This is a genomic window from Exiguobacterium sp. K1 (genome assembly GCF_033721435.1).
GTDB lineage: Bacteria > Bacillota > Bacilli > Exiguobacteriales > Exiguobacteriaceae > Exiguobacterium_A > Exiguobacterium_A artemiae.
The window spans coordinates 268,417-284,515 of the sequence record NZ_JAOTIT010000002.1; the positions used below are offsets into that span (position 1 = coordinate 268,417).

General features: G+C 43.4%; 17 protein-coding genes. 8 read left to right on the top strand and 9 right to left on the bottom strand.

Annotated elements, in window-relative coordinates; translation table 11 throughout:
* A complete protein-coding gene (locus tag N7U64_RS06650) occupies window positions 1-1,413 on the bottom strand; it encodes an ankyrin repeat domain-containing protein (RefSeq protein ID WP_318928938.1) in 1,413 nt (470 codons plus the stop codon).
* A gap of 362 nt (window positions 1,414-1,775) precedes the next feature.
* Here N7U64_RS06650 and N7U64_RS06655 point away from each other — a divergent pair, with 362 nt between their 5' ends.
* Window positions 1,776-1,970, top strand: coding sequence for a hypothetical protein (locus tag N7U64_RS06655; protein ID WP_131502347.1), 195 nt, complete (start codon window positions 1,776-1,778; stop codon window positions 1,968-1,970).
* 55 nt (window positions 1,971-2,025) lie between these two features.
* Here N7U64_RS06655 and N7U64_RS06660 read toward each other — a convergent pair whose 3' ends face one another.
* Both N7U64_RS06660 and N7U64_RS06665 read right to left on the bottom strand, forming a co-directional pair.
* Window positions 2,026-2,538 carry a VanZ family protein gene (locus N7U64_RS06660; protein WP_131972185.1) on the bottom strand — a complete coding sequence of 171 codons (513 nt, stop codon included), beginning with the start codon at window positions 2,536-2,538 and terminating at the stop codon, window positions 2,026-2,028.
* Between the two features lie 126 nt (window positions 2,539-2,664).
* A complete protein-coding gene (locus N7U64_RS06665) occupies window positions 2,665-3,684 on the bottom strand; it encodes a fatty acid desaturase (RefSeq protein WP_318928939.1) in 1,020 nt (339 codons plus the stop codon).
* A gap of 340 nt (window positions 3,685-4,024) precedes the next feature.
* Here N7U64_RS06665 and N7U64_RS06670 point away from each other — a divergent pair, with 340 nt between their 5' ends.
* Window positions 4,025-4,702 carry a DUF3298 and DUF4163 domain-containing protein gene (locus N7U64_RS06670; protein ID WP_318928940.1) on the top strand — a complete coding sequence of 226 codons (678 nt, stop codon included), beginning with the start codon at window positions 4,025-4,027 and terminating at the stop codon, window positions 4,700-4,702.
* A 40-nt stretch (window positions 4,703-4,742) separates the two neighbouring features.
* Here the strand turns inward: N7U64_RS06670 and N7U64_RS06675 are convergent, their stop codons facing one another.
* Complete coding sequence (locus tag N7U64_RS06675; RefSeq protein WP_318928941.1) at window positions 4,743-6,275, bottom strand: FAD-dependent oxidoreductase; 1,533 nt, start codon at window positions 6,273-6,275, stop codon at window positions 4,743-4,745.
* 115 nt (window positions 6,276-6,390) lie between these two features.
* The gene (locus tag N7U64_RS06680; protein WP_318928942.1) at window positions 6,391-6,831 is read right to left on the bottom strand and encodes a hypothetical protein; all 441 of its coding nucleotides are present in this window, start codon (window positions 6,829-6,831) and stop codon (window positions 6,391-6,393) included.
* A 459-nt stretch (window positions 6,832-7,290) separates the two neighbouring features.
* Between N7U64_RS06680 and N7U64_RS06685 the strand changes: the two genes are divergently transcribed.
* Window positions 7,291-7,725 (top strand): sigma factor, encoded by a 435-nt coding sequence (locus N7U64_RS06685; protein ID WP_188004751.1) that lies wholly within the window; start codon window positions 7,291-7,293, stop codon window positions 7,723-7,725.
* Window positions 7,722-8,561 (top strand): tyrosine-type recombinase/integrase, encoded by an 840-nt coding sequence (locus tag N7U64_RS06690; protein ID WP_318928943.1) that lies wholly within the window; start codon window positions 7,722-7,724, stop codon window positions 8,559-8,561. The genes N7U64_RS06685 and N7U64_RS06690 overlap by 4 nt, the downstream gene beginning before the upstream one ends.
* On the opposite strand, the gene N7U64_RS06695 is transcribed toward N7U64_RS06690, so the two are convergent.
* Both N7U64_RS06695 and N7U64_RS06700 read right to left on the bottom strand, forming a co-directional pair.
* Window positions 8,539-9,357: a tyrosine-type recombinase/integrase gene (locus N7U64_RS06695; protein ID WP_318928944.1), complete on the bottom strand. Its 819-nt coding sequence runs from the start codon at window positions 9,355-9,357 to the stop codon at window positions 8,539-8,541. The two genes, N7U64_RS06690 and N7U64_RS06695, sit on opposite strands and share 23 nt — an antisense overlap.
* A 226-nt stretch (window positions 9,358-9,583) precedes the next feature.
* Window positions 9,584-10,315, bottom strand: a complete 732-nt coding sequence (locus N7U64_RS06700; RefSeq protein ID WP_318929157.1) for an EAL domain-containing protein — start codon at window positions 10,313-10,315, stop codon at window positions 9,584-9,586.
* A 338-nt stretch (window positions 10,316-10,653) separates the two neighbouring features.
* On the opposite strand from N7U64_RS06700, the gene N7U64_RS06705 reads away from it, so the two are divergent.
* From N7U64_RS06705 to N7U64_RS06720, 4 genes are read left to right on the top strand one after another with little or no spacing between them, the layout of a single operon-like run.
* Window positions 10,654-10,872, top strand: coding sequence for a hypothetical protein (locus N7U64_RS06705; protein ID WP_026830228.1), 219 nt, complete (start codon window positions 10,654-10,656; stop codon window positions 10,870-10,872).
* A 55-nt stretch (window positions 10,873-10,927) separates the two neighbouring features.
* Window positions 10,928-11,656, top strand: a complete 729-nt coding sequence (locus tag N7U64_RS06710) for an ABC transporter ATP-binding protein (protein WP_318928945.1) — start codon at window positions 10,928-10,930, stop codon at window positions 11,654-11,656.
* Complete coding sequence (locus N7U64_RS06715; RefSeq protein WP_318928946.1) at window positions 11,601-12,977, top strand: hypothetical protein; 1,377 nt, start codon at window positions 11,601-11,603, stop codon at window positions 12,975-12,977. Before N7U64_RS06710 ends, N7U64_RS06715 begins: the two co-directional genes overlap by 56 nt.
* Window positions 12,974-13,249: a hypothetical protein gene (locus N7U64_RS06720; RefSeq protein ID WP_114594944.1), complete on the top strand. Its 276-nt coding sequence runs from the start codon at window positions 12,974-12,976 to the stop codon at window positions 13,247-13,249. Before N7U64_RS06715 ends, N7U64_RS06720 begins: the two co-directional genes overlap by 4 nt.
* Window positions 13,250-13,906: 657 nt before the next feature.
* Here the strand turns inward: N7U64_RS06720 and N7U64_RS06725 are convergent.
* Together N7U64_RS06725 and N7U64_RS06730 are read right to left on the bottom strand one after the other, a co-directional pair.
* Window positions 13,907-15,073 carry a nucleotide sugar dehydrogenase gene (locus N7U64_RS06725; protein WP_318928947.1) on the bottom strand — a complete coding sequence of 389 codons (1,167 nt, stop codon included), beginning with the start codon at window positions 15,071-15,073 and terminating at the stop codon, window positions 13,907-13,909.
* 14 nt (window positions 15,074-15,087) lie between these two features.
* Window positions 15,088-16,098 carry an NAD-dependent epimerase gene (locus tag N7U64_RS06730; RefSeq protein WP_318928948.1) on the bottom strand — a complete coding sequence of 337 codons (1,011 nt, stop codon included), beginning with the start codon at window positions 16,096-16,098 and terminating at the stop codon, window positions 15,088-15,090.
* Between the last annotated feature and the right edge of the window lies 1 nt (window position 16,099).

Consider the following 16,099-nt stretch of genomic DNA (forward strand, 5'->3'; position numbering starts at 1 on the left):
TCATAACGTCTGGGTCTGATTTTGTTTCAGCAAGGTGATAATGTCATCCAGCTCATACTCCTGTGCCATCATCAGCGGGGTATACCCATCGGCATTTTTGATTGCCGGGTCGGCGCCCCGCTCAAGCAATAGTTGGACGGTCTCTTTTCCTTCGCCTTCAACCGCGTGATGGAGCGGTGTATATTTCTCGTCGTCCTGTTGATTAATCTTCTCGCCCCGTTCTAAGTACAGCTCCACCAATTCCTTGTTGTTGCTGTAGACCGCTGTGATGAACGGCCGTTCGCCGAACTCATTGACGGCGTCAACATCACTGCCGGCAGCAAGCAAGGCTTTAAAGACCGTCTCCAGCCCCTCACTCGACTTCCGGTACCCGAGGTAATGCAGGGCCGTATCGCCGTCGGCATCGACTGCCTGCATATCACTCTTCGGAATCAACGTTTCGATTTCGGCAAGCGTTCCCTTTTGAATCGCCGCCATCAGTTTCGATTCTCCGAGATCTTCTTTCACCGTCTGCTCGGCAACGGAAGAGGCACCGTTCGGCAACCAAGCGGTCAACTCAAGCTTTGTCACGGCGAAGACCAGTCCTGTCAGGGCCAGACAGCTCAGAATGACGACGGCGGCACTCGCAATACGGGCCGACTGTTTTCGCGGAGCATCGAGTCCGGCAAACGTCAACCGCCGGGAAATGGACGACTGATTTCGGAACAATTCACTGAGCGCTGCGGCAAACGGCATCGGTTGGCGTTTTTGACCGATATAGGCATCAAGGTTCAACGTCTGCCAGGAGACAGGACCGACAACGGACCGGACAAGCGCCGGCACACGTTCCTCTTCTGCAAGACAAGCCAGTGCCAGCCGGTCAGCCGTCTCTTCGCATGCCCGGAGATAAGCACTTCTCAGGAACGGCACCCAACTCCCGAGCAACAGCAGCATCCGTTTCTCTTCGTGGTTCTGTTTTAAATGGACGAGCTCGCGCAACAGTTCGAAACGCGTCGTCGCATTTACCGGATAACCGGTTGGTAAGACAAGCAGATACTTTTGAAACAAGCCGATCGTCCGTGGACGTTTGATTGTCTTATGGTTTGTTACGATGATTTCCGGCACCTTCCAGAATCCCAGTCGTTCCGTATCCTGCCGAAGTTGTTCATAAACAAGTGGTTGCTGCTGTTCACTCAGCACCATCCCGTCCGTCCGGATGGTCATGACACGAATCCACTGACGAATCCAGAACATACCGAGTAAAAGAAGGATCGTTCCAACGATTATGATCCCGATTGTTTCAAGCGTCAGAATGCCGATGATTAAGCCACAACCCGTTACGAGTGTACTCAGCAAGAGTAACCAAAAATAAAGTCGCTCTCGTACGGTCGCGGACTGTTGTCTCTGTCTGATTTGTTTCACTTCCTCATGCATTGGTTCACCTCTTTTTCTCACTCCTCTTATCATACCGGTAATTCCATAAGAGTTCCAAGGCAATTCTTGTTAATCATCCAAATCATTATATTTAAATATATTTTAAGGATAAAAATATATTCCCCCTAAGTATGTCTAAAGACTCATGAAAGTTATAAATAAGTTGATTAAAAGCCACTTTCAAACACCATTTATCTAGTTATACCAACATAAATCGTAACATTTGAAACATTAGACGAATGATTCTTTAGAACCATATAATTTTTAGTGACAGGTGCGACAATAGTCATTTATTTAAATTGCTATTCCCTCTTAAATACCATATACTAACTACTAGAATGAAGAATATGGGAGTGATTTTCTTGGGATTATTAGGACTTTTTAATAAGGAATATACGATTCAATATCAAGTTATCGAACAGGATGAAATCGTGGACACAGATCGCCTGATCATTAAAGCCGGTGACCACACGGCAGCGCGGAAAAAAGCAGATACGATGCTTCGTAAACAATTCGGTCGGACGCAATATAAAATCGAATGGGTCCAACGCTTCTAATCGTCCAAATACCCGGTCGCCTCAGCAAGATTGAGACGACCGGGTATTTTTGTCTTTAACTCGACTGCAAGTACTCAGTCTTAACGATTCGGTCGGCTTTGATAAACAGGCGAATGGCCGTATACAGAACAATTCCAAATACAGCCCCACTGCCATCAATGAGGACGTCTCCGACGAGCGGGGTCCGTCCGCCGGTCAATTGCTGATGGAACTCATCGAACACTCCGACGGTCATCGCTGTCGTCGCGGCAAAGAAAGCAGCCGGAACCGGACGATAGCCGCGCAGACGCAAGACATGGACGAGGCTTGTCCCGAGGATGAAGAACAAACCGGCATGCATCCCTTTGCGAATGAAAAACTCAAGGAAGGCTGCGGGTCCCAGGGCTGCGACACTAATCGGCACCTCATAATGAAACGAGACGAACGAAAAGGCGTAGACCCATCCGAGTGGGATATGATTCGTCAGAAACGGAATCAAGGATTGTTGCTGATAACTCATCGAACTGAATCCAAATAATAAAAGCAAAATAGCTCCTGCCATGATGTAGCCGATTGATGGGCGACGCATCCGAACATCCCTCCTTTTCAATACTTGCCATCGTACCATGGATTCCCGGGCGAGACATACGGCAAAAGTCGGAGTTCGCAACAAAAAAAGCCTTACTCCTTTTAAAAAGAAGTAAGACCCTATCGTTTATGAGACAGACGTTTTCGGTTCACGCAAGAGGTGCTTGATTTCCCCGAACGTCACGAACGTTTTATTTTTAGCGTCATACAGCTTGTAACGCAGCGACTTCAGACTTGAGAACAAGCCGATTGTCGTTGCCTTTTGAAGCGGTGGTGTCGCCGTATGCGCTTTTTCTAAGTTGTAGTTCGGTACACGCGGACTTAAGTGGTGAACGTGGTGGAAACCGATGTTCCCTGTTACCCACTGCAAGACTTTCGGCAATTCATAGTATGAGCTGCCTTCGATAGCTGCCTTGACGTAATCCCATTCGCTCTCATCCTCGAAATACGAGTCTTCGAACGTATGCTGGACGTAGAATAACCAGATTCCGAGTACGCCTGCCGTGAACATCGTTGTTCCTTGAATGATCAGGAACGCCTGCCATCCGATGAAGTAAATCATGATGCCGTATAAGACGATTAGTGACGCATTGATGACATGCGTATTGATACGTTCTTTTTTCCGGGCATCTTTCCGGTTAAAGCGGCTGACGACTAAAATCAACAGGAGTGGTCCAAGACCAAACATGACGAACGGATTACGGTAAAGACGATATTTCAAACGCGTCCATTTTGAAGCTTCGACATATTCTTCAATTGTCATGACCCAAATGTCACCGACACCGCGTTTGTCCAAGTTCCCACTGGATGCGTGGTGAATCGAGTGCTCCCGTTTCCACTTCTCATACGGGAATAAAGTCAGAATGCCAGTAATCGTTCCTACGACTGCATTGGCCTTTTTGTTTTTGAAGAATGACCCGTGTGTACAGTCGTGGAAGATGATGAACATCCGGACGACGAAACCGGCTGCGACGATCGCAAGCGGAACAGCGAGCCAAACGGAAATCTGTATGGCTTGATAGGCCAGGAACCAGGCGACGAGAAACGGCAGGATCGTATTGATCATTTGCCGGACACTTGATTTGACGTCTGCCTTCTCAAAAGGCGAAACGTGTTTGCGAAGCTGGGCGATTTTTTCTTTACTCATGTGTTGCTTCCTCCTCGAATTCGTACAGCGTTCACGACGCTACTATGAAATGAACTTGATATGAAACCTGTAAACGGCGTTCGTGACGGTGAATTCGTAACACCCACATGAAGATCGACCCGACCGATATAATTAAACGCTTGAATATTTTTAATACCTGGTAATTATAGCACATCGAAAAAATAAATGAATATTAAATTCTGATATCACTTGAAATATTTATGGTCAGATGGACTCCAAAACATTGATTTGGAGATAAAAGAAATGTAAAGGGAATTACTTACAATTAGGCTAGAATCCCGTATACTAAAAGAAATACATTTTTAAGGAGCGATTACTTATGAAAAAATCCTGGTTCATCCCCCTGCTGTCAGCGACATTACTTTTACCGACCACTTTGTCTGTTGATGCAGCGACGAAACCAACCGTCATCACAAAGTACGCAAAAGACAAAAAGGCATTGAAGTACCCATATGTCACGAAAGGTCCATCGACGAGTGTCCAAAAAACGATCAACGCTGACCTAGCTGATTTCTCCAAGTTCGCCTATCAAAACTATTTAGAGATCGAAGCCTTCGAGAAAGAAGAAAGAAAAACCTCTTACTGCAAAAAAAATCCGTCGATGTGCAACTATACATACAGCACGTCTTATAAAGTTACTGGAAATAACACGTCTTATTTGACATTCACCTTGTCGGATTATTCTTATACAGGCGGTGCCCACGGATTTGGTTATAAATATGGGGTCAACTACTCATTGAAAACAGGTAAAGAAGTGCCAATCACAAGCGTCTTAAAAACATCGACACAGTTTAAAAAAGTTGAGAAGTACATCTACAATAAATTAAAAAACAATGACGATTACTTCGTCGATACATTGGGTGACGTCGATGTCTCAAAAAAATCAGAATATCTGATGATGAAGGATGGCATCAAGGTCGTCTTCCAGTCTTACGAGATTGCGCCTTATTCGACAGGTCAGCCGGAAATCTTTGTTCCGAAAAGTGTTTACAACTAATCAAAACATCCACGCATCAATGGGCGTGGATGTTTTTTAGTCAGTTTAATTTTTTCAATGGTTTGACTGCCGGTCCTTCGAGCACGTTCCCCTCATAATCAAACCGCGAGCCGTGACACGGACAATCCCACGATCGTTCCCCGTTGTTCCATTTGACGTCACACCCCATATGCGTACAGGTCGTCTTGACGAGATGTAACTCACCGGATTCGTCTCGGTATCCTCCGACCGTCTTCCCGGCATGACGGACAAGTCCCCCTTCATCAATACCGAGTTCGTCCGCCGATTGACTGGCACGGGTCACTTTCCCTTTCAGCAATTCGATTGCGACATCGGCATTGTTCTTCGCAAATTGTTTGGCATCCTGTTTATGCAACTTCGACCGGTTCGGATCAAACAATCCCTTGAAGCGGTTCGGCGTTCCCGTTAATAAATCGGACAAGAGAAGACCTGCCGCAATCCCGTTCGTCATCCCCCACTTGGCAAATCCAGTCGCGATCAAGATGTTCGGATCATCACTCGTCATCTGACCGATATACGGCACTTTATCGAGTGAAATCAAATCCTGCGCCGACCAAAATTGATCAATTTCAGCTACCCCAAACTCACTCTCGGCGAAATGACCCAACGCTTGATAGTTCGTTTTCGTATCCGTCTGATGTCCCGACAGGTGGTTCTCCCCACCGAACAGCCCAAGCCGTTTCCCGTGCGCCGTGTGCACGTGACGGAGCGACCGGCTCGGTTTGTCCGCGCTCATGAACATACCGTCCGGGAACTCTTCCGGAACAAGTCCCGAGACGATGTAAGAGCGGTGAACTTCGAGTTTCGAGAAGTAGAGTCCCTTGAAGTCGTTAAATGGAAAGTGTGTTGCGACGATGACTTTCTTCGCTTCAATCCGGTGACCGGATTCAAGCAATACCGTCGGTGTCCGTTTCGACTCGACAGACGTCGCCCGCGTCTGTTCATACAGCTTTCCGCCTTGTTCCGTGAAATAACGGGCCAGACCAAGTAAGTATTTCACCGGATGGAACTGAGCTTGATTGCGAATGACGAGGGCCTGTTCGACAGGATACGGTAACTTGCCTCTGACCTCTTCCGTCGCGTCTCCGCCGTTGATTCCAAGCCGGCTGTATGCCTCTGCTTCTTTGATCAGTTGCTTGTGTTTCGGTCCGCTTGACGCGACATACAGATAAGCATCCTGTTCCTCAAGCTCACACTCGATTGCCAGGCGTGTTGTCTGATCACGGAGGAACCGAATCGCCTCTTCATTCGCTTCGTGATAGAGCCGTGCTTTCTCTTCGCCAAACGTCTGGATCAGTTCGTCATAAATCAAGCCGTGCTGAGACGAGACCTTCGCCGTCGTATAACCGGTCGTCCCGCTTGCAATCCGGTCAGCCTCGATCAACGTCACGTCATAGCCCCGTTCAATCAGTTGAACAGCCGTGACGAGTCCGGCGATGCCTGCCCCGATGACAACGACGTCACTTGTTAGATTTGTTGCCAGTTTCGGATAATTCGATGGTTCAATCGAAGTGCGCCAGTACGATGTTGGAAATCCATCCAGATTCTTCATTATTTTCCGCCTCCGTAAATGTCAGTTTTTATTCCCTTAGCTAACAGTTACAGTTACCCTTGTTCTTTTAAAAACATACATGAATAGTACATTTTAATTGGGTTCAGATAGTTATTCAATCAAGTGAAAACACACTCTTCACTTGGTCCATGAGACGCGTGATTTCCGATTTATTCCGATTAAGTACATCTTGTTGCTCGTCGTACGGTTCGAGTAGTTCCAAACTATTGTTGACGTCAAGAAGATATCCATTCAATCCTTCTTGAATCCAGACTTCGTACGTGTCGTCTTGAAACAAGTGTGGGTACACACCGACTGCCAATCCGGCTTGTTTGTCAGCGATCATCAGTCTACCTGTATAAGACAGGTAGTCAGGTGTCTCCACCGTATAGGAGAAACCGTCTTGCATCATACTGTGTACGCCATCAAAATCCGGTACAGCCGAAACGAATGGTTTGTACTCAACCGCCGTAACCCCGTACCAGACAAGATTTAGCAACAGGAAACCACCAATTAGGATGAGTGTTATGCGCGGGCGTTTTTTCTTTAAATTCATCCCATTTCAACCAACCTTTTCTTTTTAATAGTATTATTGTTCGTGTTGAAGATTAACGTTACCGGTTTAATTACCGTATCACCTTCAGCCAATCCGCTTCTACTTCTCTATTGCACATCAAGGAAAGCAGTATCTGAAAAATCTCGTCTTTTCTTTTAACCTTGGTTTTTCAGACTGTAGAATAATTGTGTAGTAACGACTTGCAAAAAAAAGGATTTTCTTTTTCGAACACCCCTTAGGATAAGTAGAGTTATCCTCTCTTTTCAAATCGTCTTTTTTGAATTATGCCAACGGTTTTCTAAACTTTCCGATTTCCTACTGTCGTCATTTCTACGACTGAACACGAAAAACTTCTTGAAAAACCGCCTGTTTCCGCCACTTGCTTCAGGATAACTCTACTTATACTGAAACTACCGCGGAATACATAGATATGCATATCTCAGATTGGATCATCTCGTCATGAATGAAGCCTTAAAACAATGGATTCCCCTCGTCAACTCTCTTCTCTCCCGCCTTTCGATTCATCCGAATGAACAGGATGAATGCCGTCAAGCCGCACTTCTCCGACTCTGGAAATCCATCGAAGAAGGTAAGGTCATGACCGTCACCTTCGCCCGGATTCGCGCGAAGGGTGCGATGCTCGATTACTTGGCGACCCGCAACCGGACACTCGCCGGTGAAGTCGCTGTAGAGATGTTACCGGAACTCCCCCGTCAGCAGCAAGTCTCGTTCACTTATCTACTCGATCAACTGAAACAGGAACTGTCCCGCAAGGAATTTACGATTCTTCAAGCCCTCCTTCATGGTAACGAGGAAACCCTCGGCTACTCTCCGGCCCGCCTCCGGTCGCTCAAGTCGGAACTCAAACAGAAAGTCCAGGACATCCTCCTATGATGACGTTTTACTTGGACCGGTTACTGGCCATCATCGAACAGTCACCGAGCTACAGTCCTCTGACGAAAAAAGCCTATCGTGCTGACGTCCGTCATTTCTGTACCCACGCCCACACCATCGACATCCCTTCAATGCATCGTTACATCACGTTGTTAAAACAAACCTACGCCCCGACAACTGTCTCCCGGCGGATTAATGCACTCGCGACACTATTTGACGCCTTAGTCGCTGAAAAATCCATTCCCTCGAACCCCTTATCCCGAATTAAGAAACCGACGCGTCCGCTACCGAAACATCGCACTGCCTTTAGTTACACCGAAGCGAGAGGTGTCATTGAGATTTTGCAAGACGAGACGATGTATACGTTCTATTTCCTGCTCTTACATACAGGTCTTCGGTTCAACGAAGCCCGACAATTACGTCGAACCGATCTCGACCTAACCGAACGGCAACTGTTTGTCCGTCATGGCAAGGGACAGAAAACACGCTACGTCCCGCTCCACGACGAACTGGTTACTGTCCTGATGCGCTATCTCGATGTTCAACCCAATGACGGTCCCTTATTTCAAAACACTGCTGGTGGTTTGCTGGATCCGAATCAGACGCGAAAACAACTCCGGCTTGCCAGCGAGCAAATCTTAAAACGGACACTCCGACCACACGATTTACGGGTCACGTTCGCGACGACAATTTACCGGGAACATCGAGCTGATTTACTGACTGTCATGCGCCTGCTCGGCCATAGTGACGCGAAGACGACGCAACAGTATATCTTACCGTCGTCTGAAGTTGCCCGGTCCTCGATCAACCGCCTTACGCCGACAATGCATCGATGACTTGCTGGAGCTTCGTTTCCTGACTGATGATGTAGCCTTCTGTCGTTCGGGAGCTGCCGTGACCAAGTAACTGCTGAATCTCAAGCAATTTACGGTTGCCTGTCTGATAGAGATACGTCGCAAACGACACACGTAAGTCGTGCGGATGTAACGGTCGTCCACGCTTAGCAAGCGACTGCTTACGTAATGCATCACGAGCCGACTGCTCATTGATGGCTTTGCCTCGGACAGACTGAAAGACGAGCCCTGTCGTCCGTCCTTCTAAAAACGTTCGAAGCTTACTCACCAGTCCTTCTCCAAGCGGAACCGTCCGCAATCGTCGTCCTTTCCCATGTCGTACAAGTAACGTCGACTTCGCAAACTGAATATCCTCGATCGACAATAAACGGGCCTCCATAAAGCGGAGGCCCGTTTGACTGATGAGTTCAAAGAAGAGACGATAGGTCGGATCCGTAATGTGACGAATCATTTGAATCGTTTCTTCGAGTGGATGATGCTCACGTTGTTGGATATGCTGGTGAACAATCGGACGGACTTGTTTCATCGGATTAACTTTGAGACGTTTCGCTCGGATGAGTTCATTTCCCAGTGCCATCAAGGCATGATATCGCCGCATCGCGGTCGTTGGTTTGTATCGTTTAATCAACTCATTAAAGTAACGTTGCAAGGATTTCGTCGACCATTCAATTTGATTATTTTTCATTTGTCGTAAATCACTGCGATATGCTTTGATTGTCGATTTACTATAAAAAAGATGCGTTTTCAAATAGTAGTCTAGATATTCAAAATGTGTCATGAGAAGAACCTCCTTTTAGAAAGTATTTCCCCCTCAATTCCCCATTCACTTTTTATTCAATCCCATTCATATAATAACTCTACCCATGAACTTTTTAAAATGTAGAAAAATCGGAAAGTTTGTACTATTTGATTGTTTCTTTCTTAATATTGTTACTTAGACTAACTTCTTATATAAAGATAAAACTGGAAGAGACTACAAATCAGCGGCACTATACAGCTTTACTTCATCTAAGATTTTGAAAGGCAGTGATGACGATATGTGATTGATGAATGCTGGTGTAGTATCCTTCATATTCCAGCAATCCGTTGGAGAGCTCTTTCATATCGTGAAGCCGGATTGAAACATCCTGAAATCTATCTGTTAATTCTACAGTTAATCTATACTCCACTTCTTCTTTAACAGGAAAACAAATGTTAGAATAAAAAGTTAAGTTTTTCAAATTAGTTCTGCAAACCATGATGACAGAGGAGCCAATTTTCACAGGCACGTCGTCAATACGATCAATTGTCAATTTTGCCTGCAACGATAACGTAGCAATCTCTTTATTAGTAATCTTTTCTTTCGGTAGTAACAGTTGACGTGATAATAATTCAGCAAAATCCGCTTCTAGTAAAGGTTGACTGAATAAATAGCCTTGAATAGTAGGACAATCTAATCCGCGAAGAACTTGTAATTGCGCAGCAGTTTCTACGCCTTCCGCTACAATATTCAATCCAAACTCTTGACCAATAAAAATTGCGGACCTTACGATGGAACGGGCACGAATTTCTGAATCAATATCCTTTATAAACTTACGATCTATTTTAATCGTATCAATCGGATAGTCCTGTAGATAAGAAATAGAGGAATATCCTTTTCCAAAATCATCCAAATAGATACTTATCCCTTTATCATGCAATTGACGAAGTGTTTCTGAGATTTTTACGTTTTCATATAAAATATCTGTTTTTGAAATAGGACCATCATGTGATCATTTTCTCAATTATTATGTAATATCAAACATTTTCCCCATAATATATCTAATTTGACTATGAGAATAATCTTTAATTTTTTCAGGACTTTTCAATCAGATTTTTATAAAACTAGTTAGTAGAGTACTAGTATTAAAGAAATCCTCGGTAGAAAAGTCATGATTATTCGTTGAGTAAGATGCTTCAAAAGGACTCGTTCCTAATATTGGAATTTTTGTTACAATCAAGTGGAAGGAAGTTTTAATTTTCTCTTAAAAAAACTAATGCCATGTTTCATGAGGATGAATAACTTTCTATCTTAAAAGAGAAAGGAGGAATTCGGATGTCTGCAATGTTCGTGTCGTATCAGTTATCATTGGAAGAAAAGTTCTTTAACATGATCGAAAACAAATGGTTCTGGATGGTTTTTGCGTTAGTCCTTTTAGTTGGAATTTTTGCATATGCCTTTTATTGCACAAGCCGCGGCTACAGCTTTAACGGAAACGTAAAGCTGAATTGGCCAAAGATTTGGCAAATGGGTATTGGCTGTAAAGCCTCGTAACGTACTTAATAAGCGGGGGCTCTTCGGGCTCCCGTTTTTCTTAGGAGGCGAGAAAATGATTGAAATCAAACAGTTAACGAAGTCGTTCAAAAAAAATTGTATTATTGATCAATTATCCACAACGTTCTCAAAAACCGGTGTTTCTGTGATCGTCGGGACAAATGGTAGTGGGAAAACGACATTACTAAACATGATGACAAACTTACTCGAAGCAGATCGTGGTGAGATTTTGATTGATGCATTATCTCCAGGTAGCAAAGCATATAAGTCTAAGTTCTTCTATCTGCCTTCAGATTTTTATTTACCTGGATACATGACAGGTAAAGAATATGTACAGTTCGTTTTAAGTCGATACGAGACAAGTGAGTATGAGAAAGCACCCATCTTAATCGAACTACTCGATTTAGCGGATGGACAACATAAAACCATCGAATCGTACTCCTTTGGAATGAAGAAGAAAATTCAAATTGTTGCAGCACTCGCTGCCAATACTGAGTATATAATCGCGGATGAAATTTTCGGCGGACTGGATTTCGATACATCCCTTCTTGTACAGGAGCTGTTCGCAGCGGTTGGCGAGACGAAGAAAATCATCATCGTATCGCATGAACGGAATACGATTGATCGCTTTCCCGATGATGTCAGACTGATGCGTCATGGTTCCCTTATACACTTTGAGGGGTCTCCCGAAGAATTGACACAAGTCATAAAACAAGAGGAGGTCTTGCGTGAGAAGTTCGCCATCGTCCAAAAACATTTTATGTCTTCTGAAGTTCTTCTATAACGATACATTTCATGGTTTGTTCAATCGTCCGTTCTTTCGTAGCCGATTGAACCGTTACGGATTATTACTACTGCTGACGGCAGCCTACCTCGGATACTTTTATTTAAATATGGTCCAACTTTCGACGTTGACGACCAATGCGAAAGAAGCTGATCAGGCGACACTCTTGTTAGCAGGAAAAATGACGTTGAGCAGTTACTTCAATGTCGTTTTCATTTTAGGAACGTTCATGTTCATTCTGTTGAACGCAACAGTCTCATTAAATCGGAACTCTTTATTCTTCGCCCAAACACTTCCTTTTTCTGAACGGGAAGTTAATGTCAGTCAACGCTTGTTTAAGTTGAGTGTCGCACTTGTCTTTTTTGAGTTGTTGATGATCATCGTGGCACCTGCACTAAAGCTGATTCCGATGCAATGGGGAGTTGCGTTGCTTGTGCTCTTGACTCTACATACTGTTTTTATCGCAAGCTTTTGGATTCTTGATTTTTTGTACGCAGCTCTGTTACAAAAAATGTCCGGACTTAAGCGCATCATCCTGGGATTCGTGCTCGATTTATGTCTAATCGGCCTGGTGACCTTCCATTTAATCAAGACACGATTTCAAATCGATGTTTGGGTCAGCACGCTGCCGTACTCTATTCTTAAACTAACCCTATTCGTACTAGCAGGAAGCATCTTGATTGGAGGAGCTGCGTATCTCCTGCAAACCCTATTCTTCTCCCGCAACCATCTTTATGTGCGTCAGAGTTACTTTAAGTTGGGCTTGCCCGCTTTTAATATTGGACTGGCAACAACGATGCCGGCCATTATTCGAAGTAAGAACTTCCTTTATTTCTGGGCATTATTAGCTGTCATGTCAGCCGGGGCGCTCTATCAAGTGGGTCTGGGGGGAACGATGCAACTGTGGTTATTCCTTTTGCCGATTTTAGGAATCGTAACGATCACATACGCAGATGCGACGTTGGCGGTACGCAAACTGTATGGATTATACCGCATCCATCCGCTGATGGAGCTTGGCTCCCTACTCGGAGTGTCGATCATTCTAATGGCCCCTGCCTTATATGTCGGGATTGTCGAGACAAATAGTTTGAACCCTTATCTGTATGGTATCAATATCTTTTTTGCGGCAACAATTGCAGGATTCTTGTTTCCGAAATCACAAAGCAATATCAATGAGACGATTGCTTCTGTTTTAACGATTATCTTAATTATTCTCCTATCAGTACTTGTCAGCATAGACGGGGCGCTATACCCTGCATTATTGTTCTTGCTCGGTGTATTGTATCTCATACTAAAGAAAGAATACGAGGTGGCAAAATGAAACTCACAAAATTGATCGGTGTAGGAACTGTAATCTGGGCGGTCATCTTTTTGATTGATTACATTTATGAGCTTTTCCAAATCAATGAAACCAGTGTTGTGACAACGATGACCGGTCTGAAAATTTCTACTGTGATGACGAAAGAAGAACTGAATACGCATTTCTCACTCACATTACAGGCGCTCCTCATGTATCTCGCCTTTATCGTACTGTTCACTTTATTTGGATTATTCATGCAGACACGACGGATTTCTGCTCGACATGACAGCTGAGACACTACTGCTCCTGATCAGTTATGTACTGTTAATTGGTTTAGTCGTGACTATTCATGAAAGTATCCATTGGTGTTTTGCGCTTCTCTTCCGACGTCAGCCACGCGTGACATTCGACCGTTTTCTGACTCCGACGGTCCGTTATCATAATACTCATGTAGACTGGCAAAATCTGATCATTTCAGTTTCAGCACCATTACTTCTTTTCTCTTTTGGTATATGGGTCGAAGGGGACGGCGGAGCGTGGGTAGTGGTGAAAATACTTTGTTTAGCAAACGTATTTAACTTTTTCCCTATCACGACAGACGGACAGATGATATTTTTATCACTCGTTAAAATGATTCAAAAACAGAAGCAGAATAAAATAAAAAAGTTTAACCGAAATTCGACTTCAGACTAAAAATAAAGTAGTTGTTTTTCTCATAGTTGAGAAAAACAACTACTTTTCCCGTTAGACTCGAAGCATTTTCAAAAAAAATTCTGTTCTTCATTCATTGAATCCATAAAAAAACATATCCAATCGAACGCAAAAAACTCAACTTAAAAAATTTATACTTCACGCTGGTATTATTTAATCTGGTGATGTAAAACAAACCCTTATTCGTCTCCGAATTAAGGGTTTGTTTATGGTTTAGAACAATCTACAAGATATCTCTTTTAATCCCGGCTATACAAATCACGCGTATACACTTTATCTTCAACATCGCTCAACTCAGGATGCATCCGATTCGAAAGAATGACATCTGATTCTTGCTTGAATGCTTCAAGATCACGAATGACACGTGAATTGTAGAATGTATCTTCCGTCAATACAGGTTCGAAGACCGTCACTTCTATTCCTTTTGCCTTGATTCGTTTCATGATGCCTTGAATCGAAGAAGCACGGAAGTTGTCTGAGTCTGTTTTCATCGTCAAACGATAAACTCCAACAACTTTCGGATTTTGTTTGATGATTGTATCTGCAATATAATCTTTCCGTGTCCGGTTCGCTTCAACAATTGCCCCGATAATGTTATTCGGCACTTCATCGTAGTTCGCAAGGAGTTGCTTTGTATCTTTCGGTAAGCAGTACCCACCATATCCAAAAGAAGGATTGTTGTAATGATTGCCAATCCGGCTATCAAGCCCGACACCTTCAATGATTTGTTTTGTATCAAGATTACGGACTTCTGCATACGTATCGAGTTCGTTAAAGAACGCGACACGCATCGCAAGATACGTATTGGAGAACAATTTGATGGCTTCAGCTTCTGTTGAATCTGTCAAAAGAATCGGCACATCCTTTTTAATGGCTCCTTGAAGTAAAAGATCAGCAAATTGTTGTGCCCGTTCTGACTGTTCACCGACAACGATACGTGATGGATAGAGATTGTCATGCAGTGCCTGTCCTTCACGCAAGAACTCCGGTGAAAAGATGATGTTTGGTGTATCAAACTTCTCTTTTAATTCTTGTGTGTAGCCAACTGGTACCGTTGATTTGATAACCATCGTCGCATCAGGATTGATGGCAAGGACTGTCGCGATAACGCTCTCAACGGTCCGAGTGTTGAAGTAGTTCCGTGTTGGATCGTAATCCGTGGGAGTCGCAATAATGACGAATTCAGCATCCTTGTAGGCTTCAAAGTTATCAGTAGTTGCATGTAGATTTAATTCTTTGTTCTGTAAGAAATTCTCGATTTCAACATCAACGATTGGCGATTTCCGATCATTGACAAGCTCGACACGTTCTTTAATGATATCAATCGATGTGACTTCATTATGCTGCGCCAGTAAAACTGCCATTGAAAGACCAACATATCCTGTTCCTGCTACTGTAACTTTCATTTATCTCATCCTTTTCATAACTTCACATTATAGTATTCTTTGTACCAATCGACAAATTTGCCAAGCCCATCCTCAATGCTCGTACTTGGTTTAAAGTCAATGTCACGCTCTAGTTCAGATACATCGGCGTAGGTCCGCATAACATCACCTGGTTGCATCTCTATATATTGCTTATTTGCCTCTTTACCGATTTTTTCTTCCAATACATTAATAAACTTCATGAGTTGAACAGGTTGGTTATTTCCGATGTTGTAAACACGGTACGGTGCAAAACTTGCACCCAGTTCATCCTTACTTTCATCCCAATCCGGATTTTTTTCAGGAGCACGTGGAATTAGCTTAACGATTCCCTCAACAATATCGTCAATATATGTAAAGTCGCGTTCCATTTTCCCATGATTAAATACTTTGATCGGATTCCCTTCAATGATGTCCTTAGTAAACGAGAAGTATGCCATATCCGGCCGACCCCACGGACCATAAACAGTAAAGAATCGTAATCCCGTTGTCGGAATATTATACAAATGACTATATGTATGAGCCATTAACTCGTTAGATTTTTTCGTAGCAGCATAAAGACTGACTGGATGATCAACATTATGGTTGGTTGAGAATGGTGCTACTTTATTACCACCATAAACAGAACTAGATGATGCATATAAAAGGTGCTTAACAGGGTAATGACGACAAGCCTCTAGTATATTTAAAAATCCTGTAAGATTTGAATCTAAATAGGCATAAGGATTTTCAATTGAATAGCGAACTCCTGCCTGTGCCGCAAGATTGATTACTATTTCAGGACTGTTTTCTTTGAAAATTTTATCTAAAGTCTCTTTATCAGTCAGATCTCCATTAATAAAATTGTAATTGGGATAATTACTCAATAAATTTGTTCTATCGATTTTTAAGTTCTTATCATAATATTCATTTAAGTTATCGAATCCGATTACATTTATGTTATTTTGAAGTAATTTGTTTATTAAATGGTATCCTACAAATCCTGAGGCTCCAGTTACTAATATCATT